Source organism: Pseudomonas sp. NPDC088368 (assembly GCF_044753445.1).
Taxonomy (GTDB): domain Bacteria; phylum Pseudomonadota; class Gammaproteobacteria; order Pseudomonadales; family Pseudomonadaceae; genus Aquipseudomonas; species Aquipseudomonas bambusae.
On record NZ_JBIVNG010000015.1, the window covers coordinates 53,152 to 78,465 of the forward strand.

Annotated in this window: 24 protein-coding genes; 23 read left to right on the forward strand and 1 reads right to left on the reverse strand. The window is 60.0% G+C overall.

All coding sequences use genetic code 11. From position 1 onward, the window contains the following. Positions 1-7: 7 nt before the first annotated feature. From pseI to ACIQAL_RS27885, 4 genes are all read left to right on the forward strand, one after another. Complete coding sequence (gene pseI, locus ACIQAL_RS27870) at positions 8-1,060, forward strand: pseudaminic acid synthase (protein WP_401151130.1); 1,053 nt, start codon at positions 8-10, stop codon at positions 1,058-1,060. 434 nt (positions 1,061-1,494) lie between these two features. Then, positions 1,495-2,427, forward strand: coding sequence for a ketoacyl-ACP synthase III (locus ACIQAL_RS27875; protein ID WP_401151133.1), 933 nt, complete (start codon positions 1,495-1,497; stop codon positions 2,425-2,427). An 84-nt stretch (positions 2,428-2,511) separates the two neighbouring features. Beyond that, entirely contained in the window at positions 2,512-3,807 is a 1,296-nt protein-coding gene (locus tag ACIQAL_RS27880) for a motility associated factor glycosyltransferase family protein (RefSeq protein ID WP_401151135.1), read from the forward strand. Next, entirely contained in the window at positions 3,804-4,082 is a 279-nt protein-coding gene (locus ACIQAL_RS27885; RefSeq protein ID WP_401151138.1) for a hypothetical protein, read from the forward strand. Before ACIQAL_RS27880 ends, ACIQAL_RS27885 begins: the two co-directional genes overlap by 4 nt. A gap of 74 nt (positions 4,083-4,156) precedes the next feature. Here the strand turns inward: ACIQAL_RS27885 and ACIQAL_RS27890 are convergent, their stop codons facing one another. After that, on the reverse strand, positions 4,157-4,555 hold the full coding sequence (locus tag ACIQAL_RS27890) for a hypothetical protein (protein ID WP_166598006.1): 399 nt from the start codon (positions 4,553-4,555) through the stop codon (positions 4,157-4,159). A 384-nt stretch (positions 4,556-4,939) separates the two neighbouring features. On the opposite strand from ACIQAL_RS27890, the gene ACIQAL_RS27895 reads away from it, so the two are divergent. From ACIQAL_RS27895 to ACIQAL_RS27985, 19 genes are all read left to right on the forward strand, one after another. Beyond that, positions 4,940-5,791: a flagellin domain-containing protein gene (locus ACIQAL_RS27895; protein WP_401151141.1), complete on the forward strand. Its 852-nt coding sequence runs from the start codon at positions 4,940-4,942 to the stop codon at positions 5,789-5,791. Between the two features lie 292 nt (positions 5,792-6,083). Next, on the forward strand, positions 6,084-6,932 hold the full coding sequence (locus tag ACIQAL_RS27900; protein ID WP_401151144.1) for a flagellin domain-containing protein: 849 nt from the start codon (positions 6,084-6,086) through the stop codon (positions 6,930-6,932). A gap of 73 nt (positions 6,933-7,005) precedes the next feature. Further along, complete coding sequence (locus tag ACIQAL_RS27905; RefSeq protein ID WP_401151146.1) at positions 7,006-7,392, forward strand: flagellar protein FlaG; 387 nt, start codon at positions 7,006-7,008, stop codon at positions 7,390-7,392. A gap of 76 nt (positions 7,393-7,468) precedes the next feature. Beyond that, on the forward strand, positions 7,469-8,917 hold the full coding sequence (fliD, locus tag ACIQAL_RS27910) for a flagellar filament capping protein FliD (RefSeq protein WP_401151149.1): 1,449 nt from the start codon (positions 7,469-7,471) through the stop codon (positions 8,915-8,917). A gap of 124 nt (positions 8,918-9,041) precedes the next feature. Continuing rightward, entirely contained in the window at positions 9,042-9,437 is a 396-nt protein-coding gene (gene fliS, locus ACIQAL_RS27915; RefSeq protein WP_166598001.1) for a flagellar export chaperone FliS, read from the forward strand. Positions 9,438-9,448: 11 nt separating this feature from the next. Continuing rightward, complete coding sequence (gene fliT, locus ACIQAL_RS27920; RefSeq protein WP_166598000.1) at positions 9,449-9,745, forward strand: flagellar protein FliT; 297 nt, start codon at positions 9,449-9,451, stop codon at positions 9,743-9,745. A gap of 171 nt (positions 9,746-9,916) precedes the next feature. Beyond that, entirely contained in the window at positions 9,917-11,392 is a 1,476-nt protein-coding gene (locus tag ACIQAL_RS27925) for a sigma-54 dependent transcriptional regulator (RefSeq protein ID WP_401151153.1), read from the forward strand. 138 nt (positions 11,393-11,530) lie between these two features. Continuing rightward, a complete protein-coding gene (locus ACIQAL_RS27930) occupies positions 11,531-12,739 on the forward strand; it encodes a sensor histidine kinase (RefSeq protein ID WP_401151155.1) in 1,209 nt (402 codons plus the stop codon). Continuing rightward, a complete protein-coding gene (locus tag ACIQAL_RS27935) occupies positions 12,736-14,163 on the forward strand; it encodes a sigma-54-dependent transcriptional regulator (RefSeq protein ID WP_401151158.1) in 1,428 nt (475 codons plus the stop codon). The genes ACIQAL_RS27930 and ACIQAL_RS27935 overlap by 4 nt, the downstream gene beginning before the upstream one ends. Positions 14,164-14,459: 296 nt before the next feature. Then, entirely contained in the window at positions 14,460-14,789 is a 330-nt protein-coding gene (fliE, locus tag ACIQAL_RS27940) for a flagellar hook-basal body complex protein FliE (RefSeq protein ID WP_296182560.1), read from the forward strand. Positions 14,790-14,803: 14 nt separating this feature from the next. Beyond that, complete coding sequence (gene fliF, locus ACIQAL_RS27945; RefSeq protein ID WP_401151162.1) at positions 14,804-16,582, forward strand: flagellar basal-body MS-ring/collar protein FliF; 1,779 nt, start codon at positions 14,804-14,806, stop codon at positions 16,580-16,582. After that, on the forward strand, positions 16,575-17,594 hold the full coding sequence (fliG, locus tag ACIQAL_RS27950) for a flagellar motor switch protein FliG (RefSeq protein ID WP_074758780.1): 1,020 nt from the start codon (positions 16,575-16,577) through the stop codon (positions 17,592-17,594). The genes fliF and fliG overlap by 8 nt, the downstream gene beginning before the upstream one ends. A 15-nt stretch (positions 17,595-17,609) precedes the next feature. Then, on the forward strand, positions 17,610-18,425 hold the full coding sequence (gene fliH, locus ACIQAL_RS27955) for a flagellar assembly protein FliH (protein WP_401151166.1): 816 nt from the start codon (positions 17,610-17,612) through the stop codon (positions 18,423-18,425). Further along, a complete protein-coding gene (fliI, locus tag ACIQAL_RS27960) occupies positions 18,415-19,773 on the forward strand; it encodes a flagellar protein export ATPase FliI (RefSeq protein WP_341958963.1) in 1,359 nt (452 codons plus the stop codon). The genes fliH and fliI overlap by 11 nt, the downstream gene beginning before the upstream one ends. Positions 19,774-19,779: 6 nt before the next feature. Next, entirely contained in the window at positions 19,780-20,232 is a 453-nt protein-coding gene (fliJ, locus tag ACIQAL_RS27965; RefSeq protein WP_401151170.1) for a flagellar export protein FliJ, read from the forward strand. A 760-nt stretch (positions 20,233-20,992) separates the two neighbouring features. Beyond that, the gene (locus ACIQAL_RS27970) at positions 20,993-21,295 is read left to right on the forward strand and encodes an STAS domain-containing protein (RefSeq protein WP_166598688.1); all 303 of its coding nucleotides are present in this window, start codon (positions 20,993-20,995) and stop codon (positions 21,293-21,295) included. Next, entirely contained in the window at positions 21,295-23,007 is a 1,713-nt protein-coding gene (locus tag ACIQAL_RS27975) for a SpoIIE family protein phosphatase (RefSeq protein WP_401151173.1), read from the forward strand. Before ACIQAL_RS27970 ends, ACIQAL_RS27975 begins: the two co-directional genes overlap by 1 nt. A gap of 33 nt (positions 23,008-23,040) precedes the next feature. Then, positions 23,041-23,430, forward strand: a complete 390-nt coding sequence (locus tag ACIQAL_RS27980; protein ID WP_401151176.1) for an Hpt domain-containing protein — start codon at positions 23,041-23,043, stop codon at positions 23,428-23,430. 90 nt (positions 23,431-23,520) lie between these two features. Then, positions 23,521-24,966 carry a flagellar hook-length control protein FliK gene (locus tag ACIQAL_RS27985; protein ID WP_401151178.1) on the forward strand — a complete coding sequence of 482 codons (1,446 nt, stop codon included), beginning with the start codon at positions 23,521-23,523 and terminating at the stop codon, positions 24,964-24,966. The last annotated feature ends 348 nt before the right edge of the window (positions 24,967-25,314 follow it).

Consider the following 25,314-nt stretch of genomic DNA (forward strand, 5'->3'; position numbering starts at 1 on the left):
ACGACCCATGAAGGCTTTCAAGATTGGCCCCAGAACCCTTGGTCACGACGCGCCGCCGTTCATCATCGCGGAGATGAGCGGCAACCATAACCAGTCGCTGGAGCAGGCGTTGCGCATTGTCGAGGCCGCCGCGAAGGCTGGCGCCCATGCGCTGAAGTTGCAGACCTACACCGCCGACACCATGACGCTCGACATCGCCGAGGGCGAGTTTTTCATCAAGGACCCCAACAGCCTGTGGGCGGGAACCTCGTTGTATGCGTTGTATGAACAGGCCCACACGCCGTGGGAATGGCACGCGCCGATCTTCGCTCGGGCGAAGGAATTGGGGCTGTTGGCATTCTCCACGCCGTTCGATGAAACCGCTGTGGACTTTCTGGAAAGCCTTGACGTCCCGTCGTACAAAATCGCCAGCTTCGAAAACACCGACATTCCGCTGATCCGCAAAGTGGCGGCTACCGGCAAACCGATGATCATTTCCACGGGCATGGCCAGCATCGCCGAGCTCGACGAAACCGTGCGCGCCGCCCGGGAGGCCGGGTGTCAGGACCTGGTGCTGCTCAAATGCACCAGCACCTACCCGGCGTCGCCCGAAAACAGCCACATTCGCACCATTCCCCATTTGGCGGGGCTGTTCGGCTGTCAGGTCGGACTGTCCGATCACACCCTGGGCGTCGGCGTGTCGGTGGCGGCGGTGGCCATGGGCGCGACGGTCATCGAAAAACACTTCACCCTCGACCGGGCAGCCGGGGGCGTGGACGCCAGTTTTTCGCTGGAACCTGCCGAGATGGCCAGTCTGGTGACGGAGACCGAGCGCGCCTGGCAAGGGCTCGGCCATGTGCAATACGGCGCGACCCAGGCCGAGCAAAAATCGCTGGTCTACCGCCGGTCGCTTTACGTGGTCAAGGACATGGCCGAAGGGGAGGCGTTCAGCAAAGACAACGTCCGCGCGATCCGCCCGGGCCTGGGCCTCGCACCCAAACACATCGACCGCATCCTCGGCCGCACCGCCCGCCAGGCCGTCAAACGCGGCACGCCGTTGCGCTGGGATGTGGTGGGCTGACTTATCGATGGCAACTGTCCCTTCGCTTTCGCTGCCGTCGTAACCTCCGGCGTCTCCCACCGCTATCAGGCACGACGCAGGCCCTGTGGGGGCTTCCCGAGGTTACGACGGTGGCGAATAGGTTCTGACTGACACACCGCGCCCACACCGCCGTGACATCTTCATGTCAATTGCCTGTCTGAACCCTAATCCACCCTTGCGCAGCACTCATCGGTCAGCTAAAAGCTTGTAAAACTTTTGGTGACCTGTGAGTCATAACGGACATCTTCACTGTATCGTGCTCGCAGAAGAGGATGGCATCAGGCTGATTTCACAGACTTTCTCTGGTCGCCCGAGCCATTGCGTCGCCGGTTTTCCGGCTGCGAGCCCCGGATTTCAATGCCCCGCCTTCGAGCGATGGGTGATGTTCAGCAGATTTTGATTGGGAAGCCATGATGATTGGCATTAAAAGCATAGCGAGTTACGTGCCTAAGGCTGGCGTCGACAATTACGCGCAGGGCGCCAAATTCGGCAAGGATGAAACCTTCATCCTCGGCAAGATCGGTTCTGCTTTTCTGCCCCGCAAGGAAGACGCCCAGGAAACCTCCGACCTCTGCGTCGAAGCCGCCAACCAGTTGTTCGCCAACAACCCCGACTTGTCCCGCGACGCCATCGACGTGCTGATCGTCGTGACTCAGAACGGCGACGAAGAAGGCTTGCCGCACACCTCCGCCATCGTCCAGCACAAGCTGGGTCTGTCGACCAACGTGGCGACGTTCGACATCTCGCTGGGCTGCTCGGGCTACGTTTACGGCATCTATGCGATCAAGGGCTTCATGGAAGCCACGGGCTTGAAGAACGGCCTGCTGATCACCGCTGACCCGTATTCGAAGATCGTCGATCCCGAAGACCGCAACACCACCATGCTGTTCGGCGACGCTGCCACTGCGACCTGGATGGGCGAAGACGCGCCGTGGCACCTGGGCAAGTCAAAATTCGGCAGCGACGGCGGTGGCGCGGAGTTCCTCAAGACCATCAACGGCGATTTCTATATGAACGGCCGTCAGGTGTTCAATTTCGCACTGGTCAAAGTGCCCGCACACCTCAACGAATTGCTCACCGACTCCGAGCTCCAGGCGTCGGACATCGACGCGTTCTGCATCCACCAGGGCAGCGCCGCCATCGTTGACGCGGTGGCCCGCCGTTTTGAAGAGGGCGCGTCCGCTGACAAGTTCATCAAGGACATGCTCGAAACCGGCAACACCGTGTCGTCGAGCATCCCGCTGCTGCTGGAAAAGCACATGCTCACCGGGCCCTGGAAGCGCGTGGCCATCAGTGGTTTCGGCGTGGGCTTGTCGTGGGGTTCGGCGATCCTTTATCGTCCCTGACCTGTAGTCACGTACAAAACGGCGACGCTGACCCTCACGTCGCCGTTTTGCATTCTGTTCTTCTCGTGGGATAGGGACGTTGTCATGAGCGAGATTCTCCAGCGCAATCTGGCGGCGATCGAACGGCGGTGGCCCGACGTCGCCCGGCGCCTGCTGGCTGAAAACACCGATGCGGTGCCTGCGCAACTGCTCGAAGGCCAAGGCTCGACGCTCAGCGTAAACGGCGTCCAGCTCACCAGCCGGCACGACCGCGTCGCCGAAGCGCGGGTGCAGGCCGACAGTCTGCCCGCCAACAGCCCTCATGTTCATGTCTACGGCACTGGCCTGGGCGATTTGCCGCGTGTGCTGCTGGCCGCCGACACCCTGCAAACGTTGCACGTCCACATCCTCAACGGCGCGCTGTTCGCGCTGGTCCTGCAACTGCTGGAGCACGACGACTGGCTGGCCGACCCACGCGTGGCCCTGCTCTATGCCGACGCCGCTGCGGAAATTCGCCTGCCGTTCTTTGCGTTGCCCGCCGAACTGGTGCTGGCCGACGACAGCAGCGCGCGCATTCGTGACCGGCTGGTGAGTGAAGTGCACGTGCGCTTCACCAATCAGGATTTCGCTCCGGACAACCCCGAGAACGCTCAGCGACTGGAACAGGGCAGGGCCCTCCTGCTGAACGACGCAGACGTGGCCGACCTCTTCGGCAGCCAGCGCGGGCGTGATGTGTTTGTCATTGCGACCGGCCCTAGCCTGCAACAGCACCTGCCGCGACTGACGCAAGTGTTTCACGCCGCTGAGCGACCCGTGTTCATTTGCGTGGACACCGCCTACGTGTCATTGCGCCAACTCGGCATCAAGCCGGACCTGGTGGTCAGCATCGACCATCGCATCGCCCCCCGTCACCTGCCGCCCGACGATTCCGACGGCATCGCGCTGGTCTACCTCCCCGGTCAGGACGCCGACGTCCTCAAGGCTTGGCAGGGACCGCGCTACGGAGGCTACTCCAGCAGCCCGATCTATTCGGTGATCCGCGAAGCGATTCCCCGTGGCAGCCTGCACATGGGCGGCAGCGTGATTCACCCGGCCGTCGACCTCGCGGTGAAAATGGGCGCGCCGCGCATCACTCTGTTCGGCGCCGACTTCGCCTTCCCCGGCGGCAAGACCCACACCGGCTGGGGCGACGGCCATTTGGGCCCGAACGTCGACATCGCACGCCACTGGGTGCTCGACGGCAGAGGTGACAAGGTCAAGACCCAGCTCAACTTCCGCAGCTACCTCATCGAACTGGAACGCTACATCGCGCTGCACCCTGAAGTGATGTTCCTCAACACCAGCCGCGACGGCGCACTCATCGCCGGCACCGACTTCGACCCGAACTGGACCCCGGCATGAACGACGCCTCCCCAGCCCTCATCGACACCGCCCGTCACTGCGCGCGCCTGTTCCGCCTGGGGCGCGACATCGAAGCGTCGCTGAAGATGGTCGACCTCATCGACAACGCGATGCCGTTGATGGCCTCGCGGGCGGCTGCGGAGCAGGCTGAATGGACGCGGGTGTTGAGTGCGATTCTGACGTGTCAGGAACGGCAGGACTGGTTGGGGGTGGCGGATTGGTTGGAGGTGGAGTTTGTGGGGTTGATCGGCCAAGCCCTTCCGCCGAGCCTTTAGCCATTAATGGGCTTGGTTGGCCGACAGAGAAACTCTGGTCGGCCAACGCATTCATTTGATCTGTTCTTGTCCGGTCAATCCGTCATTTGGAACGTTAGGACATAGTCATACGGAGATGACCAGCGATATACCGATTGCAGCGCGTAGCAGTTATTTCTTCCGTCGTTGGAGGTAGCGCTCTTCTCAAATTCGACCCTCGTGTCCGACCAGACTCGATGCGAACCTGCGAAATGGCAAGTCTTACTGCCTGTTGAGTAGCTAACATTCACATAGCTTGTATCGTGGAAAAAATTAAGCTTTACGGTGGCTGTTTCACCTGGTGCCAGGCGGGTAGGAAAGTCCGAAGATGATCCTGTCATCATTTCACTTGAGAGATTGCGAATTGTGACCGTGACATCCGTCGCGTTGGCTGCTTGAGCCACCAAGAAAATTGCGCTTGATGCTAAGGTCGATACGATTTTTTTTGTTTTCATTATGATGATCTCGCATTTATTAATTTGTGGTTTTGCTGTGACGCAAAATCACGTAACTCTTCCTGCAAAATATTATCAATGCTGAAATTTCTGACCGACATGTAGGAACTTTCTTTTGCGTGTCTACAATGGATGCCATCAGTCTTGGTGGCGATATTTTTTGAGAACGGCATGTTTTGGAAAAAAACCTTTGCTATTCGTTATGTTGGATTTCTTTTTGTCCTACACATGTAGTGGTGGCATCTTCTTTTGAGGAGGGTTACCTAAATATTTTTACTAAAGTCAGCTTTTTCTGAGGCGATAACGAAGTTGTAGGTTTTCCGGGAGAAATGGACTTCCCCGCTTTTTGAAAACCTGCCGTTTCTATCAACGAGGGAATTCCAGATGGCTTTAACCGTAAATACCAACATTGCGTCGTTGTCTATCCAAACCAAACTCAACCGCACCAGCGATGCGTTGAGCACATCAATGAGTCGCTTATCTTCGGGGTTGCGTATCAACAGTGCCAAGGACGATGCCGCTGGCCTCCAGCTCGCAACAATGATGAGCAGCGAAATCCGAGGGCAGACTGTGGCGCTTCGAAATGCCAGTAATGGATTATCGATCGCTCAGGCGGCGGAGGGAGCTCTTCACGAAACGGCCCAGATCCTCATCAGGATGAAAGAGTTAGCAGTTCAGGCTCGTGATGACACAAATGGGCCTGATCAACGCGTCGCAATGAATAGCGAATTCGCAAAGATGAGCGATGAACTGACGCGCCTTTCTGAAAGCTCGAAACTTAACGGTCGACCACTTCTTGATGGAACAGCTGGGGTTTTGGAATTGCAGGTGGGCACTGGGACTGCTGCCGCAGACCGCATCAGTTTGGAGCTGAGTGCTAAATTTGATGCCGCTTCCTTAAGCGTTGCTTCCTCGACGCTAGCGTTGTCAGGTGCCACGACCTCAGATGCTCACGCTAATGCAGATGCAGCTATGTCTGCAGTTGATGCAGCGTTGGCACTTGTGACCTCGACGCGGGCAGGTTTGGGTGCTGCTCAGAACAGGCTGACCTCGACCGTTGCCAACCTCCAAAGCATGCGTGAGAACACTGATGCTGCTCGCGGCCGCATTCAAGACGTCGACTTCGCCGCCGAAACCGCCGAGCTGACCAAACAACAAACCCTCCAACAGGCTTCCACGGCCATTCTTGCCCAGGCGAACCAACTGCCTGCGGCGGTGTTGAAGCTGCTTCAGTAAGGCGGGTCTTTTCAGGTAAACCGCTGAACCGGGCACGTCCAGGCGACGTGTCCGTCTTGAATCCCGTTGGTAATCATAGGTTTAACGTCTTGATTAAAGCTTGCGAGGATCGCGCCGAAACGCTGTGTAACCCCCGTCGAAAGCAGGGGTGGCGCTCTGGTGGCAAAAAATTTTTGAAAAGCCCTCAAGCTCCTGGCAACCACGACGATAAACATTACGAAGGTTCTCTAGGCCACACCCGGCGCTTGCCAGGGCCGGAAAGCCGCAGTACCCAACCAACGAGGAATTCATCATGGCTTTAGGCGTAAACACTAACGTAGCTTCCCTCTCCGTTCAGAAGAACCTTGGTAAAGCTTCCGACGCTCTGGCAACTTCCATGCAGCGCCTGTCTTCCGGCCTGAAAATCAACAGCGCCAAAGACGACGCCGCCGGCCTGCAGATCGCTACTCGCGAAACTTCGCAAATCCGTGGTCAGACCGTAGCAATCAAGAACGCCAACGACGGTATCTCGATGGCTCAGACCGCTGAAGGCGCTCTGCAAGAATCGACCAACATTCTGCAACGTATGCGTGAACTGGCTGTTCAGTCGCGAAACGACACCAACGGCTCGGCTGACCGTACCGCTCTGAACGCTGAATTCGCTCAGATGTCGGACGAACTGACCCGTATCTCGGCTTCGACCAACCTCAACGGCAAGAACCTGCTCGACGGCTCCGCCGGCAGCATGACTCTGCAAGTGGGTTCGGACGTAGGTTCGGCTAACCAGATCACCCTGACCCTGACCGGCAAGTTCGACGCCACTTCCCTGTCGGTTGCCAGCGGTTCGGTTGCCATCTCCGGTACCAGCTCCACTGCTTCGGGCAACATTGACAAGGCGATCACTTCGATCGACGCGGCTCTGGCCTCGATCAACTCCACCCGTGCTGCTCTCGGTGCTTCGCAAAACCGTCTGACCAGCACCATTTCCAACCTGCAAAACGTCAACGAAAACGCCACCGCTGCACTGGGCCGTATTCAAGACACCGACTTCGCAGCTGAAACCGCTAACCTGACCAAACAGCAAACTCTGCAACAAGCTTCCACCGCTGTTCTGGCCCAGGCTAACCAACTGCCTTCCGCTGTACTGAAACTGCTTCAGTAATATCGGAATGAGTTTTGGCGGGGGAGTGTGCTTGCGTACTCTCCCGCTTTTTACTTTTGAGAGGTGAGTAGACATGGACATAAGTACGCGGCTGAATCTGTCTTATGCTGCTGTGCAGACGACGCCATTGGTCACGGATAAGACCCCGGTATCTCCTCCGGTTATTCCTGCTCCCGTTCCCGTGTCGGCTTCTGATACGGACACGAACAAAAGTAAAGACTCAAACTCCGACAAAGGTGATCAAGCCTTGAAGGCCGCCGTCGATCAGATCGAAAAGTTCGTTCAGTCGGTTCGGCGTAATCTGGAATTCTCCATTGATGAGGCATCCGGTAAGGTCGTTGTGAAAGTCATTGCCAGCGAAACGGGTGAAGTGGTGCGGCAGTTGCCGTCCGCCGAAGCACTGAAAATCGCTGACAGCCTTCAGAACGCTCATAGCCTGTTGTTCGACGCTAAAGTCTGAGTGGCATGAAACGTGTACGCGGTTGTTTTGAGCTGTGATTAGTCAAAAGACCGACTCAACCTGAAAGGAGACACACATGGCGAGTCCAATTACCCCATCAACCGGCCTGGGATCTGGCCTGGCGATTGGCGATATCGTTACCGCACTGGTCAACTCTGACAAGCTCGCGAAGCAAACGCAGATCACCACCCAGACCAAACTGGTCACGACCAAACTTTCCGGCATCGGCACGCTGCAATCGGCGTTGTCGGCGTTTCAGACATTGCTCAAGCCTCCAACCGGCACCACCAGCAAACTGCAATTCGCAGGCTATGCGGCGACTTCGTCGGACGCCACCAAGGTGAGCGTAACCTCCGACAACTCTGCCGTGCCTGGCACCCACACGGTTGTCGTGAACAAAGTTGCAACCAGTTCCAGCGTCGCAACGGCGGCGTTCGCCGGTGACGCCAAGAGCAGTGCTATTCCGACTGGGGGGTCGCTGACCGTCAGTCAGAATGGCATTGGCAAGACTTACACGATTGCCGATGGCGACACATTGGCTTCCGTTGCCAAACAGATCAATGCTGATACCAAAACCACGGGTATCAGCGCCAACATCATCACCGATACCAATGGTTCCCGGTTGGTGTTTGGCTCTACCGCTACAGGTGCCGGCTCTGATATCACTACCACCAGTGATATCACAGGCCTTCAGATCGACGCGGGTGTTCCTGTCGACACGACCTCGGCGTCTTCCGCCGGTTACATCGGTGCCCAGCCGATCGATGCTGACGTCACCATCGACGGCTTTAACTTCACCAGCAAAAGCAACACCATCGATAAGAACCTCGGTGGTGTGTCGCTGACGTTGCTGCCGGGCAGTGACAAATCGACGACGCCGGTGACCGTGACGGTCGCCACCAACACCGACGGGCTCAAGGCGTCGCTGCAAGCGTTCGTCGATTCCTACAACTCGGTCGTCAAAGCCGTCAGCACGGTCACCAAGGCCACGGTCAGCGCCACGCCTGACCCCACCACCGGCGCGACCGTGACCCCTGCGGCCCTGACCGGCGACTCGATGCCGCGCTCCATTCTGTCGGCACTGCGCAACGAGCTGGTCACCACGGGCGCGGGCGGCGACCTGTCGGTGCTTTCGCAGCTCGGCATCACCACGGCCCAGGCAGACGGTACGCTTTCGCTGGACAGCACCAAGTTCGATGCGGCCATGAGCAAAGGTCTGGCGGGCGATGTGCAGACACTGTTCAGCGGGACCGGTGACGGCAGCAACGGCCTGATCGCGCGCATGAACACCGCCATCACGCCATACACCCAGACTGGCGGTATTTTCGCCACTCGGACCACCAGCCTGAACAAGCAGCAGAGCGACTTGCAGGATCAGCAGGCGGCACTGGACCTGCGTGTGACCACGCTGACCGCTACACTCACTGCGAAATACAACGCGATGGACTTGCTGGTCGGACAGTTGAAGGCGTCGGCGACGAGCATCACCTCGTTCTTCGACTCTTTGAACGCGTCGAAAGGCTGATCCTTAGCGCTCTAAACCATGACCCGGCCCAAGTGCCGGGTTTTTGGCATCTGGCCTTAAAGTTTCCCAAGGCCGTGTCGATACATTGAATATACGAACTTCGAGTTGTGCGAGGTAAGAAAACATGAACCGTATGGCAGCCCTTCGGCAGTATCAGAAGGTTAATTCACAGGCGCAGACCGCCGTGGCCACGCCGCACCGTCTGGTACAAATGCTCATGGAAGCCGGCCTGGACCGCATCGCTCAGGCCAAAGGTGCCATCGAGCGTAAAGACATTGCGGCCAAAGGCGTATTGATTGGCAAAGCCATCGAGGTTATCGGTGGTCTGCGTGAGGGGTTGGACATGGAGAAGCAGGCTGAAGCCCTGGCTCACGTCGACAACCTGTATGTGTACATGATGAAGCGTCTGGCCGAAGCCAACATCAAGACCAGCCCGAAAATCCTCGATGAAGTCAGCGATTTGCTGACCACCGTCAAGGAAGGTTGGGACGGTATCGGCGATCAGCAACCCGCGCTGTGAAGGAGACGACCATGAGCGCTGCACTCAAGCGAATCGAAGAAACCCGCGAAGCCTTGGTCGATGCCCTCGCCGAACGCGACTGGGAGACGATTGGCAAGCTCGACCTGGCCTGCCGTGCCTGTGTCGACGACGTGATTCGTGAGGCGAATGACGATGAGCCTGACTTGCGCAGCAATCTGGAAGAGTTGTTGGGGGTCTATCGGCAGTTGATAGATATCGCTGTGGGCGAACGCCAAGCGATTGTCGATGAAATGTCGCAGATCCAGCGAGCGAAATCTGCGGCAAAGGTTTACCATCTGTTCGGTTGACGCTGGGTTGATCGAAAAAATATGTGCGCCATAAAATTGACTGTGTACGGTTTTTTGACTTAACTAGTGATGTTCACTAATTTCTGGCTGTTGTAAACGTCTCTGCGGACCATACACAGGCCAAGCTTGCCCCTGAATGGGCATCGAGTTGACTAGGGAAGTTGCTATTGCATGTGGCGTGAAATCAAGATTCTGCTGATCGATGACGATAGCCAGCGCCGCCGTGACATGGCGGTGATTCTGAATTTTCTCGGCGACGAGAACCTGTCCTGCTCCAGTACCGACTGGCAGCAAGTCGTGGGTTCTTTGACGTCCACTCGGGAAGTCCTGTGCGTATTGGTCGGCACCGTAAATGCCCCTGGCAGTCTTCAAGGGCTGCTTAAGACCGTCGCGGCATGGGATGAGTTCCTTCCTGTTTTGCTGATGGGCGAAAATTCTTCGGCTGACCTGGCCGAAGACCTGCGTCGACGCGTGTTGTCCACCGTCGAAATGCCGCCGAGCTACAGCAAGCTGCTGGATTCCCTGCACCGCGCTCAGGTGTATCGCGAGATGTATGACCAGGCCCGTGAGCGTGGCCGTCAACGCGAACCCAATCTGTTCCGCAGCCTTGTTGGCACCAGCCGTGCGATCCAGCACGTGCGCCAGATGATGCAGCAAGTGGCCGACACCGACGCCAGCGTGCTGATCCTTGGCGAATCCGGCACCGGCAAGGAAGTGGTCGCGCGTAACCTCCATTACCATTCCAAACGCCGTGACGCGCCGTTCGTGCCCGTGAACTGTGGCGCCATCCCTGCCGAACTGCTGGAAAGCGAACTGTTCGGGCATGAGAAAGGCGCGTTCACCGGTGCGATCACCAGCCGGGCAGGACGCTTCGAACTGGCCAATGGTGGCACGCTGTTCCTCGATGAAATCGGTGACATGCCGCTGCCGATGCAGGTCAAGCTGCTGCGTGTGTTGCAGGAACGTACCTTCGAGCGCGTGGGCAGCAACAAGACCCAGAGCGTCGATGTGCGCATCATTGCGGCGACCCACAAGAACCTCGAAGACATGATCGAGACCGGTGGCTTCCGCGAAGACTTGTACTACCGCCTCAACGTGTTCCCGATCGAGATGGCGCCGTTGCGTGAGCGTGTGGAAGACATCCCGCTGCTGATGAACGAGCTGATCTCGCGCATGGAGCACGAAAAGCGTGGGTCCATCCGTTTCAATTCGGCGGCGATCATGTCGCTGTGTCGCCACGGCTGGCCGGGCAACGTTCGCGAGCTGGCCAACCTGGTGGAGCGCATGGCGATCATGCACCCGTACGGTGTGATCGGTGTGGCTGAGCTGCCGAAGAAATTCCGCTACGTCGACGACGAAGACGAGCAGTTGGTGGACAGTCTGCGCAGCGACCTCGAAGAGCGCGTGGCCATCAACGGGCATACGCCGAACTTCGCCAACAGCGCGATGCTGCCGCCGGAAGGCCTGGACCTGAAAGACTACCTCGGTGGTCTGGAACAGGGCCTGATCCAGCAGGCGCTCGACGACGCCAACGGCATTGTGGCCCGTGCCGCCGAACGTCTGCGCATCCGCCGCACCACGCTGGTGGAGAAAATGCGCAAGTACGGAATGAGCCGTCGCGAAGGCGATGATCAGCTCGACGACTGACGCTCGATTGACGCCCTCCAAAAAGACCGCTGATTTTTCAGCGGTTTTTTTTCGGCACGAGGATTGCTAAGTCTCTCGCAACATACCGTTTACTGACGGTTCGCCACTGAGAGATCAACTATGCCCCAGGCCGCTCAGATGTCTTCCGAACCCGTCTTGCCAGGTTCGCAAGTGCAGCCGTCCCCGGAAGTGGAAAGTCGACAGGGTTTGGAGCAGGCGTTCGCCCTGTTCAACCAGATGTCGGTGCAACTGACCGATTCCTACAGCCTGCTGGAAGCGCGGGTCACCGAACTCAAGGGTGAATTGGCGGTGGTCAGTGCCCAGCGCATGGAGGAGCTGGCGGAGAAAGAGCGTCTGGCGAACCGCCTTCAACACCTGCTGGACCTCCTGCCCGGTGGCGTTATCGTCATCGATGGCACTGGTACCGTGCGCGAGGCCAACCCGGCGGCGATCGATTTGCTGGGCGAACCGCTGATCGGCATGCTCTGGCGTCACGTCATCGCCCGTTGCTTCGCGCCTCGCGAGGACGACGGTCACGAAATCTCCTTGAAAGATGGCCGTCGCCTGTCCATCGCCACCCGTTCGCTGGACGCCGAGCCAGGTCAGTTGGTCTTGCTCAACGACCTGACTGAAACCCGCCACCTGCAAAGCCAGTTGGCGCGCCACGAACGCCTTTCATCGCTGGGTCGAATGGTCGCGTCGCTGGCCCATCAGATTCGCACGCCGCTTTCTGCGGCGATGATTTACGCCAGTCATTTGACCGAGCAGGTCCTGAACGTCGAAACCCAGCAGCGTTTCGCGGGGCGCTTGAAAGAGCGCCTGCATGAGCTGGAGCATCAGGTGCGTGACATGCTGGTGTTCGCCCGTGGCGAACTGCCGCTGACCGACCGCTTGGCGCCGCAAGCCTTGGTCGAGGCGCTGGAGTCAGCGGCCCAGACTCACGTGCGTGACGTTTCTGTGCGTTGGCAGTGCAACAGCGCTGGCGGCGAATTGCTGTGCAACCGTGACACCCTCGTCGGGGCGCTGCTCAACCTCGTCGAAAACGCCGTGCAGGCCAGTGGTCCGGGCGCGCGCGTCAAAATTCATGCGTACAACCGGGGCAACACGCTGCGGCTGTGCATCAGCGACAACGGCAGTGGCATCGACGCCGCTGCGTTGGCGCGGATCGGCGAGCCGTTCTTCACCACCAAGACCACGGGCACTGGGCTGGGGCTGGCGGTGGTCACGGCGGTCGCCCGCGCTCACCAGGGACAGGTGCAATTCCGTTCGCGTCCGGGTCGCGGCACCTGTGCCATCGTTTCTCTGCCGCTGATTCAGGGGGTCAGCGCCACAGGTAACGACTCATGACGATCAACGTATTGCTGGTCGAGGACGATCATTCGCTCCGCGAAGCTCTGGGCGAAACCCTGGAGCTCGCCGGTCACGATTTCCATGCCGTCGGTTCGGCGGAAGACGCCTTGCTGGCGGCGGCCGAGCGTTCGTTCAGTCTGGTGATCAGCGACGTCAACATGCCCGGCATGGACGGCCACCAGTTGCTCGCTCAGTTGCGCAGCCGTTACCCGCAACTGCCGGTGCTGCTGATGACCGCCCATGGCGCAGTGGATCGGGCCGTTGAAGCGATGCGTCAAGGCGCCGCCGATTACCTGGTCAAGCCGTTTGAGCCAAAGGCCTTGCTGGCGCTGGTCGCTCGCCACGCGCTGGGCCGTCTGGGGCCTGCCGATGGCGAGGGGCCGATTGCCGTCGAGCCTGCCAGTGCGCAATTGCTGAACCTGGCGAGCCGCGTGGCGAAGAGTGATTCCACCGTGCTCATTTCCGGCGAGTCCGGGACCGGCAAGGAAGTGTTGGCGCGTTTCATTCACCAGCAGTCGCCCCGGGCGGGCAAGCCGTTCATCGCCATCAACTGCGCCGCCATTCCGGACAACATGCTGGAGGCCACGCTGTTTGGCCACGAGAAGGGCTCCTTTACCGGCGCCATCGCGGCCCAGGCGGGCAAATTCGAACAAGCCGATGGCGGCACGATTCTGCTCGACGAGATTTCCGAGATGCCCATGGGCTTGCAGGCCAAGCTGCTGCGGGTTTTGCAGGAACGCGAAGTGGAGCGCGTCGGTGCGCGCAAGCCCATCGAACTGGACATCCGCGTGCTCGCCACCACCAACCGCGATCTGGCGGGCGAAGTGGCGGCGGGGCGTTTCCGTGAAGACCTGTTCTATCGCCTGTCGGTGTTTCCACTGGCGTGGCAGCCGCTGCGTCAGCGTCCTGGCGATATTCTGCCGTTGGCTGAGCGTCTGCTGGCCAAGCACGTCAATAAAATGAAGCACGCGCCGGTGCGTTTATCGGCCGAGGCCCAGAAGTGCCTGGTCGGTTACAGCTGGCCAGGCAATGTTCGCGAGCTGGACAACGCCGTGCAGCGTGCGTTGATTCTGCAGCAGGGCGGAGTGATTCAGGCTGAGGACTTCTGCCTCGCAGGCCCGATCAGCTTCGCGTCGGTGATTCCGTCTGCGCCGGTGCTTCAGGTTCTGCCGCCGCTGCCGACAATGCCCAGTGTCACGGAATCGTCGTCGGATGCAATCGGCGGCGAATTGGCCGGGGCGCTGGGTGAAGACCTGCGTCGCCGCGAGTTCCAGATGATCATCGACACCCTGCGCGCCGAGCGCGGCCGCCGCAAGGAGGCCGCCGAACGCCTGGGTATCAGCCCGCGTACATTGCGCTACAAGCTTGCGCAGATGAGGGATGCGGGGATGGACGTCGAGGGGTATCTGTTCGCGTCCTGAACACACAACTATCGAACGCTCAATCTGCGGGAGCCGGCTTGCTGCGGGCGGCGTTCCGACGAATGCTGAGTGTCAGACACCTTACTGTTGACTGACACATCGTATTCGTCGGAACGCCGCCCGCAGCCATTAGGCTCCCACCGTTTTGCGCGGTCATTTAGCGCTTGTGTAACCACCCCAATACTTTCATGAAAAGCTGGCACAGTGCCGCCATTGGTCTGGCACCGTTGTTGCTACTACATGGGTAACCGCTGAATCGGTGTCAAAAATTTGCGGCCCCTTTGAGAGAGAAGTCCATGAGCCAAGGTGTTGAATTTAATCGCTTGATGTTGGACATGCGCTCCATGCAGATGGACGCCATGGCCAAGCCGAAGGGCATCGAAGCCCCGGAAATGGCCAGTGGGACCAGTTTTTCCGACATGCTCGGCATGGCGGTTAACAAGGTCAACGACACTCAGCAAGCGTCGAACCAATTGTCGACCGCATTCGAGATGGGCAAGAGCGGCGTGGACCTCACCGATGTGATGATTTCCTCGCAGAAAGCCAGCGTTTCGTTTCAAGCGCTGACCCAGGTACGCAACAAGCTGGTTCAGGCGTACCAAGACATCATGCAAATGCCGGTTTGAGGACGATTTAAGTCATGGCTGAAGCCGTCGCCGATAACGTACCTGCAAAAGCGGGTGCGACAGGAAGCAAGCCCCCGGTGTTCGGGCTGGCGTTCCTGCAAAATCTTTCCGAGATGACCATGCTGCGTCAGGTCGGCCTCATGGTCGGTCTGGCCGCCAGCGTGGCGATTGGTTTTGCCGTCGTGCTTTGGTCGCAACAGCCAGACTACAAGCCGCTTTACGGCAGTCTGTCGGGCATGGACACCAAGCAGGTGATGGACACGCTGGCCCAGGCTGACATTCCGTACACCGTTGAGCCGAACTCCGGTGCCTTGCTGGTCAAGTCCGACGACCTGTCCCGTGCCCGCATCAAGCTGGCCGGTGCCGGTATCGCGCAGACCGATGGCAACGTCGGCTTCGAGATTCTCGACAAGGATCAAGGCCTCGGCACCAGCCAGTTCATGGAAGCCACCCGTTATCGTCGTGGCCTGGAAGGCGAACTGGCGCGCACCATTTCCAGCCTGAACAACATCAAGGCCGCTCGCGTTCACTTGGCGATTCCGAAAAGCTCGGTGTTCGTCCGTGACGACCGCAAGCCGACCGCTTCGGTGCTGGTTGAAATGTACGCTGGCCGCAGCCTCGAACCAGGCCAAGTGGCTGCCATCGTCAATCTGGTGGCGACCAGTGTTCCCGAGCTGACCAAGTCTCAGGTCACCGTCGTCGACCAAAAAGGCAACCTGCTGTCGGACCTGGGTGAGAACTCGGAACTGACCATGGCGGGCAAGCAATTCGACTACACCCGTCGCATGGAAACCATGCTGACTCAGCGTGTCCAGAACATCCTGCAGCCAGTGCTGGGCAATGACCGCTACAAAGCAGAAGTGTCGGCCGACGTTGATTTCAGCGCGGTCGAGTCCACTGCCGAGAGCTTCAACCCTGACCAACCTGCATTGCGCAGCGAGCAGACCACCACCGAACAACGCTCCAGCGGCAGCGGTCCGCAAGGCGTGCCGGGTGCCTTGAGCAACCAGCCACCGGGCCCGGCCACTGCGCCACAGAACGCCACCGCCGGTGCCGCAGGCGCTGCCGGTCCGATCGCCCCGGGCCAACCGTTGTTGGACGCCAATGGTCAGCAGATCATGGACCCGGCCACCGGTCAGCCGATGCTCGCGCCGTACCCGGCCGACAAGCGTAATCAGTCGACCAAGAACTTCGAGCTGGACCGCTCCATCAGCCACACCAAACAACAGCAGGGCAAGATCAATCGCCTCTCTGTCGCTGTCGTGGTGGACGATCAGGTCAAGCTCAACCCGGCCAACGGCGAAACCACCATGGTGCCGTGGACCGCCGATCAATTGGCGCGCTTCACCCGTCTGGTGCAGGACGCCGTCGGCTTTGACGCAGCCCGTGGCGACAGCGTGAGCGTGATCAACGTGCCGTTCTCCACCGACCGTGGCGAAGTGATTCCTGACATCGCGTTCTATCAGCAGCCGTGGTTCTGGGACATCGTCAAGCAGGCGATGGGCGTGATCTTCATCCTGGTGCTGGTGTTCGGCGTGCTGCGTCCGGTGCTGAACAACATCACCAATCCGAAGGGCAAGCATGCTGACGGGGACGTGGAACTGGGCGGCATGGTCGGTCTGGACGGTGAGCTGGCCAACGACCGCGTGAGCCTGGGTGGCCCGCAAAGTATCCTGCTGCCGAGCCCGACCGAGGGTTATGACGCGCAGCTCAACGCAATCAAGAGCCTGGTGGCTGAAGACCCGGCTCGGGTGGCTCAGGTCGTAAAAGAGTGGATTAACACAGATGAGTGATAGTCGTGCTGCTGCGGTCAAAATGACCCGTGTCGATAAGGCTGCGATCCTGCTCCTCACCCTCGGTGAGACGGACGCCGCTCAAGTGTTGCGCCACATGGGCCCTAAAGAGGTTCAGCGTGTGGGCGTGGCCATGGCGCAGATGCGCAACGTGCACCGCGAGCAGGTCGAGCAGGTGATGAGCGAGTTCGTCGACGTCATCGGCGACCAGACCGGCGTGGGCATCGGCTCCGACGGCTATATTCGTAAAATGCTGACGCAGGCGCTGGGCGAAGACAAGGCCAACGGCCTGATCGACCGCATCCTGCTGGGCGGCAACACCAGCGGCCTGGACAGCCTCAAGTGGATGGAGCCGCGCGCCGTCGCCGACGTCATTCGCTACGAGCACCCGCAGATTCAGGCCATCGTCGTCGCGTACCTCGACGCCGACCAGGCCGGTGAAGTGCTGAGCCATTTCGACCACAAGGTGCGTCTGGACATCATCCTGCGCGTATCGTCGTTGAACACCGTACAGCCGGCGGCCCTGAAAGAGCTGAACCAGATTCTTGAGAAGCAGTTCTCGGGCAACGCCAACACGTCGCGTACCACCTTGGGCGGTATCAAGCGTGCAGCGGACATCATGAACTTCCTCGACAGCTCGATCGAAGGCCAGCTCATGGACTCCATCCGCGAAGTGGATGAAGACCTGTCGACGCAGATCGAAGACCTCATGTTCGTCTTCAACAACCTGTCCGACGTCGACGACCGTGGCATTCAGGCCCTGTTGCGCGAAGTCTCTTCCGATGTGCTGGTGCTGGCCCTCAAGGGTTCGGACGACGCCATCAAAGAAAAGATTTTCAAGAACATGTCCAAACGTGCTGCCGAGCTGTTGCGCGACGACCTGGAAGCCAAAGGCCCGGTTCGTGTCAGCGACGTGGAAGCGGCACAGAAAGAAATCCTCACCATTGCCCGTCGTATGGCGGAGGCCGGGGAGATCGTTCTCGGCGGCAAAGGTGGCGAGGAAATGATTTAACAGTAGGTGCAGTCGATGTTCAGCTCCGATAAAGAAGCACCCAGCGAGCTTATCCGCGCCAAGGATCTGCGTGGGATCGATGTCTGGACATTGCCCAGCTTCGATCCTCATGTGGAAGCGCCGGAGCCGGAACCGGTCGTCGAGCCGGAGCCTCAGGAAAGCGAAGAAGTGCCGCTGGAGGAAGTCCAGCCACTGACCCTGGAAGAGCTGGAAAGCATCCGTCAGGACGCCTACAACGAAGGTTTCGCCATTGGCGAGAAAGAGGGTTTCCACAGCACCCAGCTCAAGGTTCGCCAGGAGGCCGAAGTGGCTTTGGCGGCCAAGTTGGAAAGCCTCGAAACCCTGATGACGCACCTGCTCGAGCCCATCGCCGAGCAGGATGCGCAGATTGAAAAATCCATGATCCAGTTGGTCGAGCACCTCGCCCGGCAGGTCATTCAGCGCGAGCTGAAAACCGATTCCAGCCAGATCGGCAAAGTGCTTCAGGACGCCCTGCGGCTGTTGCCCATGGGCGCCACCAACGTGCGCATTCTGGTCAACTCCCAGGACTTCGCCCAGGTCAAGGCGCTGCGTGAGCGTCATGAAGAAAACTGGCGCATTCTCGAAGACGACACCTTGCAGCCGGGCGGGTGCCGGGTCGAAACCGAACACAGCCGCATCGACGCGACTATCGAGACACGCTTGAGCGTGGCCATCGCCAAGATGTTCGACCAGCTGCACGAACAGGCGCTGCACCCGACGGTGCCGGACGTGAGTGTCGATCTGGAAGCCGCGATCAAAAGCGCCGAAGACCTGATGCAGAAAAACGCGGACGCGTCCGATGCGTCTTGAGCGCACCAGCTTCGGCAAACGCCTGAGCGCCTACCCTGACGCCATCAGCTTGCCCGTCCAGCCCGTGGTCGAAGGCCGCCTGCTGCGCATGGTGGGCCTGACGCTTGAGGCGGAAGGTCTGCGTGCGGCGATGGGCAGCCGCTGCGTGGTGATCAACGACGACAGCCATCAACCGGTGGAAGTTGAAGCGGAAGTCATGGGCTTTGCCGGTGGCAAGGTTTTCCTGATGCCCGTGGGCAGCGTCGCCGGCATTGCGCCGGGCGCCCGCGTGGTGCCGCTGCCTGACACCGGGCGTTTGCCGATGGGCATGACCATGCTCGGTCGCGTGCTCGATGGCGCCGGTCGTCCGCTGGACGGTAAGGGCGGCATGAAGGCCGAAGACTGGGTGCCGCTGGACGGCCCGACCATCAACCCGCTCAAACGCGACCCCATCAGCCAGCCGCTGGATGTTGGCATTCGCAGCATCAACGGTTTGTTGACGGTGGGTCGCGGCCAGCGTCTGGGCCTGTTCGCCGGTACCGGCGTGGGTAAATCCGTGCTGCTGGGGATGATGACCCGCTTCACCGAGGCCGACATCATCGTCGTCGGGCTGATCGGTGAACGGGGCCGCGAGGTGAAGGAATTCATCGAACACATCCTCGGCGAAGAAGGCCTCAAGCGTTCTGTAGTCGTCGCATCCCCTGCAGACGACGCGCCCCTGATGCGTCTGCGGGCGGCGATGTATTGCACGCGGATCGCCGAATATTTCCGCGACAAGGGCAAGAACGTCCTGTTGCTGATGGACTCCCTGACCCGTTTCGCCCAGGCCCAGCGGGAAATCGCCCTGGCCATCGGCGAACCGCCCGCAACCAAAGGCTATCCGCCCTCAGTGTTCGCCAAACTGCCGAAGCTGGTGGAGCGCGCCGGTAACGCGGAGAAGGGCGGCGGTTCGATCACCGCGTTCTACACCGTTTTGTCCGAAGGCGACGACCAACAGGACCCGATTGCCGACTCGGCGCGGGGCGTGCTCGACGGCCACATCGTGCTGTCGCGGCGCCTGGCGGAAGAGGGGCATTACCCGGCCATCGACATCGAAGCGTCCATCAGCCGGGTCATGCCGTCCGTGGTCTCGCCCGAGCACATGGTTCAGGCCCAGTACTTCAAGCAATTGTGGTCACGCTACCAGCAGAGCCGTGACTTGATCAGCGTCGGTGCCTACGTCGCCGGGGGTGACCGCGAAACGGACACGGCGATCAATCTGCAGCCGCAACTCGTGCGTTATCTGCGTCAAGGGCTGCACGACAACGAGAGCATGGAGAGCAGCGAAGCGCAGCTGGCGAGGATCTTCAATCCTCAGGCCGGGGGCTGATAGCCCATGGCCCAGAGTCGCGCCGCCCGACTGGCGCCGGTGGTGGACATGGCCGAAAAGGCCGAAAAGACCGCCGTTCAGCGTCTGGGGCATTTTCAAGGACAGGTTCGGCTGGCCGAGAGCAAACTCGGCGAGCTGGAGAAGTTTCGCTCCGACTATCAACAGCAATGGATCGACAAAGGCGCCCATGGCGTGTCCGGCCAGTGGCTGATGAATTACCAGCGCTTTCTCAACCAGCTTGAGACGGCGGTGAGTCAACAGCGGCAGAGTCTGAACTGGCACCAGAACAACCTGAACAAAGCCCGGGGTGAATGGCAGAAGGCGTATGCCCGGGTCGAGGGATTGCGCAAGCTGGTGCAGCGGTACATCGACGAGGCGAGGGCGCTGGAAGATAAGCGCGAGCAGAAACTGCTGGATGAGTTGTCGCAGCGGTTGCCCCGGGTTGATCAGCAATTTTAGGGGGCGTTGGGTTTCAGGTGCATATCCGTTTCTTCGGGTGTTGCTGATATTGGTTCCGCTCTTACAGCGGGTCACTTTTCTTTCGGGAAAAGTAACCAAAACCATCTGCTCCTGGTTTGGCCCTCCTTCGTCGGGTTCCCTCACTTCGGCGACGCTCCGTGGGTTCGCCGCGAAGGGCCATCCATGGCCCAGCGCGGCTCTCGCGGCATCCATGCCGCTCGACCCACTCCGCGTCGCCTGCGTTCAGCCTGCACCCAAGTCGCGTTCTGCGGTGTCTGGACTGTCGCAATTGAAGATCAAGAGCCGCTTGCTGGAGCTAACGCTCCTCGCGGTGTATGGCTGTTCGAGGCTTCATTCCGTGCACATCTTCAAACTGTGGCAGCGAATTCATTCGCGAAAAATAGATCAGGCGATGGAGATGTATTGTCTGTACCGGCCATTCGCGAATGAATTCGCTCCCACAGTGGGATTTGCGGTGCAACAGATAAAGAGCGAATACCCACAACCGCGAAGAGCGTTAGCTCCAGCCAGATGCCGTTGCTCTTCGAACACGGAGGATCAGACACCGCAGAACGCGACTTGGGTGCAGGCCAAACCAGGAGCAGGCACCCTTGGTTACTTGGGGTGCTTTTCCAAGTAACTCGCCGGAGGCGAAATCTTCTGCCCCCAGGCAGAACCCACAGCAAACTCCATTTGCCGCGCCGCACAACCAATGCTAAAACTTCACCCGTCTGACACCGTTTCACATAAGGGATTTGTCATGTCAGTAACTTCCGATCGTTCTGCAGACGAGCAGCAACTGACCATCAAGATCAAGGGACGCTTTGACTTCTCGACGCACCAGGACTTCCGTGGTGCCTACGAAAAGGAAAACAAGGCCAAACGGTACGTGGTCGACCTCAAGGAAACCAACTACCTCGACAGCTCGGCCTTGGGCATGTTGCTGTTGTTGCGCGACCACGCCGGTGGCGATCGCTCCGATGTGCGGCTGGAAAACTGCAGCAACGACGTTCAGAAAATCCTCGCCATCTCCAACTTCTCCAAACTCTTCCGCATCGGCTGATGGTGGGTTCCGCGCCACCCGAGCGCCTGACGATCCTCATCGCCGATGACAATGCCAGCGACCGCATGCTGCTCTCGGCGATCATCAGCCGTCAGGGCCATGAGGCGCTGAGCGCGTGCGATGGGGCCGAAGCGGTGGCGATGTTCGAACAGCGCCGCCCGCAACTAATCTTGATGGACGCCCTGATGCCCGTGATGGACGGTTTCGAGGCTGCTCGTCGTATCAAAGAGCTGGCGGGCGAATCGCTGGTGCCGATCATCTTCCTCACCTCCATGACCGAAGGCGAAGGCCTGGCGCGCTGTCTCGACGCTGGCGGTGATGACTTCGTCGCCAAACCCTATAACCAGGTGGTGCTGGCGGCGAAGATCAACGCCATGAACCGCCTGCGGCTGTTGCAGGAAACGGTCCTGCAACAACGCGACCTGATTGCCCGGCACCACAAATATCTGCTCAATGAACAGCGCGTCGCCAAGGCGGTGTTCGATCAGATCGCCCACTCCGGTTGCCTGAGCGCGCCGAACATCCGCTACCTGCAATCGCCTTACGCGCTGTTCAACGGCGATTTGCTGCTGGCGGCCTGGGCGCCGTCGGGCAACATGCACGTGCTGCTCGGCGATTTCACCGGCCATGGCCTGCCTGCGGCAGTGGGCGCGATGCCGCTGGCGGAGGTGTTCTATGGCATGACGGCCAAGGGGTACGGTCTGCCGGAAACCCTGCGCGAGATGAACGCCAAGCTCAAGCGTATCCTGCCCGTGGACATGTTCTGCTGCGCCGCGCTGCTGTGCGTCAACTTCAAGCAGCACCTGGTCGAGGTGTGGAATGGTGGTTTGCCGGACGGTTACCTCCTGCATGGCGACGGTCGCCCGCACACGCCGCTGGTGTCGGCCCACTTGCCGCTAGGCGTGTTGAGTGCCGGCACGTTCGATGACAACACCCAGGTCTACCCCTTCGGCCCCGGTGATCGGGTGTTCCTGCTGTCCGACGGCGTGGTGGACAGCACTGACGAAACAGGCGAGATGTTCGGCGCCCGGCGTTTGCAGAACGTATTCGTGACCAACCGCAACCCGGCGATGCTGATCGAAGAGGTGCAATGGGCGTTGGCGCGGTTTCGCGGGCAGGTGCGGGATGACGTCAGCATGCTGGAAGTGGGCTTCACCGAGCCGGAATCCCTCGGCCCGCCGTCGGTCATCTACACCGACAGCGGCGATTCCAGCCCGCTCGACTGGTCCGCGAGTTTCGAATTCCGCGCCTCGACGCTCAAACGCTTCAATCCGTTGCCCTATCTATTGCAGCTGTTGCAGGAGGTTCATGGCCTGCGCCAGCAGAGCAGCGAGCTCTACATCGTGCTGGCCGAGCTGTACAGCAATGCCTTGGAACACGGGGTGCTGGGGCTGGATTCGGCGCTCAAGCAGAACGCCGAAGGGTTTGCGCTGTACTATCAGCAGCGAGGTGAGCGGCTGGACAACCTGGAAGACGGGTTCATCCGCTTTAATTTCCAGGTAATCCCGATGGGGCAGGGTGGACGCCTGACCGTCGAGGTGCACGACAGTGGCCATGGTTTCGATGCCGAGCATGTGCTGGCATTGCCGCCTGCGGTCGATCAATTGTCCGGGCGAGGTCTGAGTCTGGTGCGTCAACTCAGCGACCGGTGTCGCTGGTCGGAGGATGGCCGCACGGCGTCTGTGGAGTTTGCGTGGGAGGGTCTGGCATAATCCCGCGCATCTTGATCAAGGAGCGAGCAAGCATTGAACACTCATGTGGATTTGACCGTGCTCAGTACATTGCGCGATGTCATGGAAACCGAATACCCGGCATTGCTGCACATCTTCATCAAGGACTCGGAGGCCCGGGTCACGGATTTGAACGGGCTGATTCACCATCCCGACTTTTCCCCGGCGTCACCCACTCAACTGCAAACCCTGCGCTCGATGGCCCATAGCTTCAAAGGCAGCAGCGGCAACATGGGTGCTTCGCATCTGGCGGAATTGTGCCACCAACTCGAAGAGCTCGTCCGGGATCAAAGCGCTGTCAGCGGCGCGCGGATTTCGGAGCTGGTCCGGGCCATTCATGTGGAATTCAACGTGGTGCGGGACCTCTTTGACGTTGAATTACAGACCACGCTGACTCGGCACTGACACGTCGCCGCCACTGGAAAACCGAGTTGATACAGATGTGGCCCGCCATTTGCTAGGTCTCTGGGTAATCGTGTCCTTGCGGAGATCAACATGGCCCTCGCCAACAACCCCCTACTGACGGCTCTGACGGCTGCCAAAGCCCAGAAAGCCAGCGCCGCCACGTCGGCGAAGGCCCCGGACCCTGTCAAGGACAAGGCTTCCAGCTTTTCCACTGTGTTCGCCAAGCAGTCTGCGCCGAAGTCGAATTCTGTCGACGACAGTCCGTCCAAGCCGGCCAGCGCCAAGACTTCGGCGGTCGACAACAAGCACGACGACAAGCAAACGTCTGCCGCTTCCGACAAGACCGTTGCCGAAAACGGCAATGCCTTGCCTGCCAAATCCGTGCACGCCAAGGACAGCGACGACGGCAAGGGCAGCAGTAGCGGCAACGATGACGACGATGACGACGACAGCGAAGATGACACCACCGAAGCGGCTAACGCGGCCGACGAGACCACGGTGGCGGATGGGTCGGTAGCGACTCCGGTCGTTGATCCTTCGCTGTTGGTCGTCGCGCCTCAGGCGCCTGTCCCTGCGCCGGTGGTAGACGCGCAGCCTGTGGTTGACCCTGCGTTGCTGGCAGCCACTGCGGCTCCGGTCGTTGCGCCGCCTGTTGCTCAGGCGCCGACGACGTCCACTGACGATCAATTCGATCCGTCGGCTGACCCGCTGGAAGGTCTGACGGCCGTGCAGGTCGCCTTGCAGAACAAGACCCAACAGACCGCCCAATTGAACGGTCACACCAACGACGCGAGCAAAACCGACGCCAAGCAGGACACGAATGCCGACCCTGCCCAGATGTTGGCAGGCACGCTGGCGGCGCTGGGCGACAAGGCGGCGGACAAAGACGCCACGGAAGGCGGGGGTGACAAGGCGTTCAGCGGCTTGCTCGCCGATGGCCTGAAAGACGTCAAGACCGCCACCAGCGACACCCGCGTCGATAACTTTGCCGAGCGTCTGGCCGCGTTGTCCCAGGCTGCACAGGTGAGGACCGGCACGCCAGCGCCCGCGCCGCTGATCAACCAGCCATTGGCCATGAACCAGAGCGGCTGGACCGAAGGCGTGGTCAACCGCGTGATGTACCTGTCCAGTCAGAACCTGAAACAGGCCGACATTCAGTTGCAACCGGCTGAATTGGGTCGTCTGGACATCCGCGTCAATATGGCGGCAGACCAGCAGACCCAAGTCACCTTCATGAGCGCCCACGTCGGTGTCCGTGAAGCGCTGGAAAGCCAGATGGGCCGTCTGCGTGAGTCGTTTGTTCAGCAAGGCATGGGGCAGGTCAACGTCAACGTGTCTGACCAGTCCCAAGGCTGGCAGCAACAGGCTCAGCAGCAACAGTCCGGCGACGGCCAGCGGGGTAACGGTTCGCGCGGCGTCGGCGGTGCCGGCGACAGCGACCTCATCGCCGACGGCGCCCCGGTTGACGCAGCCTCTTCAGCGGCCAACGCGCCGTTGACGGTCGTGGGCTCCAGCGCCGTCGATTACTACGCCTGATCTCTCACGGCAAGCCCGCTTCTGCCGAAGGCGTAGGAGCTGGCTTGCCTGCGATCTGCTGCGCAGCAGTAGCAAACCCTTTATCCGAGGTGTCTCTGACACAACTGGGGCGTCTGGGTTTGCTGCCGCTTCGCGCCAGATCGCAGGCAAGGTGGAGCGCCACCCCGGCACTCCCACGGCTTGCGGCCAGAATCAAAGGCGTGATCGCGCTCCTTCCACGAAGTCGCTCAGAATTCCTTCTCCGCTTTTCCGAAGCTTGCCGCTCAAAGCTCGCCGCTGCCGTTCTGGCACACACCTTGCTCTCCCTCTGTCACGCAACACCGAACCCCTTGGATAGTGACGGATTAT

What these genes read in the sequence shown, in the direction of transcription:
- pseI (WP_401151130.1), top strand. Translation starts at nt 8, where the DNA reads ATGAAGGCTTTCAAGATTGGCCCCAGAACCCTTGGTCACGACGCGCCG.
- ACIQAL_RS27875 (WP_401151133.1), top strand. Translation starts at nt 1,495, where the DNA reads ATGATTGGCATTAAAAGCATAGCGAGTTACGTGCCTAAGGCTGGCGTC.
- ACIQAL_RS27880 (WP_401151135.1), top strand. Translation starts at nt 2,512, where the DNA reads ATGAGCGAGATTCTCCAGCGCAATCTGGCGGCGATCGAACGGCGGTGG.
- ACIQAL_RS27885 (WP_401151138.1), top strand. Translation starts at nt 3,804, where the DNA reads ATGAACGACGCCTCCCCAGCCCTCATCGACACCGCCCGTCACTGCGCG.
- ACIQAL_RS27890 (WP_166598006.1), bottom strand. Translation starts at nt 4,555, where the DNA reads ATGAAAACAAAAAAAATCGTATCGACCTTAGCATCAAGCGCAATTTTC.
- ACIQAL_RS27895 (WP_401151141.1), top strand. Translation starts at nt 4,940, where the DNA reads ATGGCTTTAACCGTAAATACCAACATTGCGTCGTTGTCTATCCAAACC.
- ACIQAL_RS27900 (WP_401151144.1), top strand. Translation starts at nt 6,084, where the DNA reads ATGGCTTTAGGCGTAAACACTAACGTAGCTTCCCTCTCCGTTCAGAAG.
- ACIQAL_RS27905 (WP_401151146.1), top strand. Translation starts at nt 7,006, where the DNA reads ATGGACATAAGTACGCGGCTGAATCTGTCTTATGCTGCTGTGCAGACG.
- fliD (WP_401151149.1), top strand. Translation starts at nt 7,469, where the DNA reads ATGGCGAGTCCAATTACCCCATCAACCGGCCTGGGATCTGGCCTGGCG.
- fliS (WP_166598001.1), top strand. Translation starts at nt 9,042, where the DNA reads ATGAACCGTATGGCAGCCCTTCGGCAGTATCAGAAGGTTAATTCACAG.
- fliT (WP_166598000.1), top strand. Translation starts at nt 9,449, where the DNA reads ATGAGCGCTGCACTCAAGCGAATCGAAGAAACCCGCGAAGCCTTGGTC.
- ACIQAL_RS27925 (WP_401151153.1), top strand. Translation starts at nt 9,917, where the DNA reads ATGTGGCGTGAAATCAAGATTCTGCTGATCGATGACGATAGCCAGCGC.
- ACIQAL_RS27930 (WP_401151155.1), top strand. Translation starts at nt 11,531, where the DNA reads ATGTCTTCCGAACCCGTCTTGCCAGGTTCGCAAGTGCAGCCGTCCCCG.
- ACIQAL_RS27935 (WP_401151158.1), top strand. Translation starts at nt 12,736, where the DNA reads ATGACGATCAACGTATTGCTGGTCGAGGACGATCATTCGCTCCGCGAA.
- fliE (WP_296182560.1), top strand. Translation starts at nt 14,460, where the DNA reads ATGAGCCAAGGTGTTGAATTTAATCGCTTGATGTTGGACATGCGCTCC.
- fliF (WP_401151162.1), top strand. Translation starts at nt 14,804, where the DNA reads ATGGCTGAAGCCGTCGCCGATAACGTACCTGCAAAAGCGGGTGCGACA.
- fliG (WP_074758780.1), top strand. Translation starts at nt 16,575, where the DNA reads ATGAGTGATAGTCGTGCTGCTGCGGTCAAAATGACCCGTGTCGATAAG.
- fliH (WP_401151166.1), top strand. Translation starts at nt 17,610, where the DNA reads ATGTTCAGCTCCGATAAAGAAGCACCCAGCGAGCTTATCCGCGCCAAG.
- fliI (WP_341958963.1), top strand. Translation starts at nt 18,415, where the DNA reads ATGCGTCTTGAGCGCACCAGCTTCGGCAAACGCCTGAGCGCCTACCCT.
- fliJ (WP_401151170.1), top strand. Translation starts at nt 19,780, where the DNA reads ATGGCCCAGAGTCGCGCCGCCCGACTGGCGCCGGTGGTGGACATGGCC.
- ACIQAL_RS27970 (WP_166598688.1), top strand. Translation starts at nt 20,993, where the DNA reads ATGTCAGTAACTTCCGATCGTTCTGCAGACGAGCAGCAACTGACCATC.
- ACIQAL_RS27975 (WP_401151173.1), top strand. Translation starts at nt 21,295, where the DNA reads ATGGTGGGTTCCGCGCCACCCGAGCGCCTGACGATCCTCATCGCCGAT.
- ACIQAL_RS27985 (WP_401151178.1), top strand. Translation starts at nt 23,521, where the DNA reads ATGGCCCTCGCCAACAACCCCCTACTGACGGCTCTGACGGCTGCCAAA.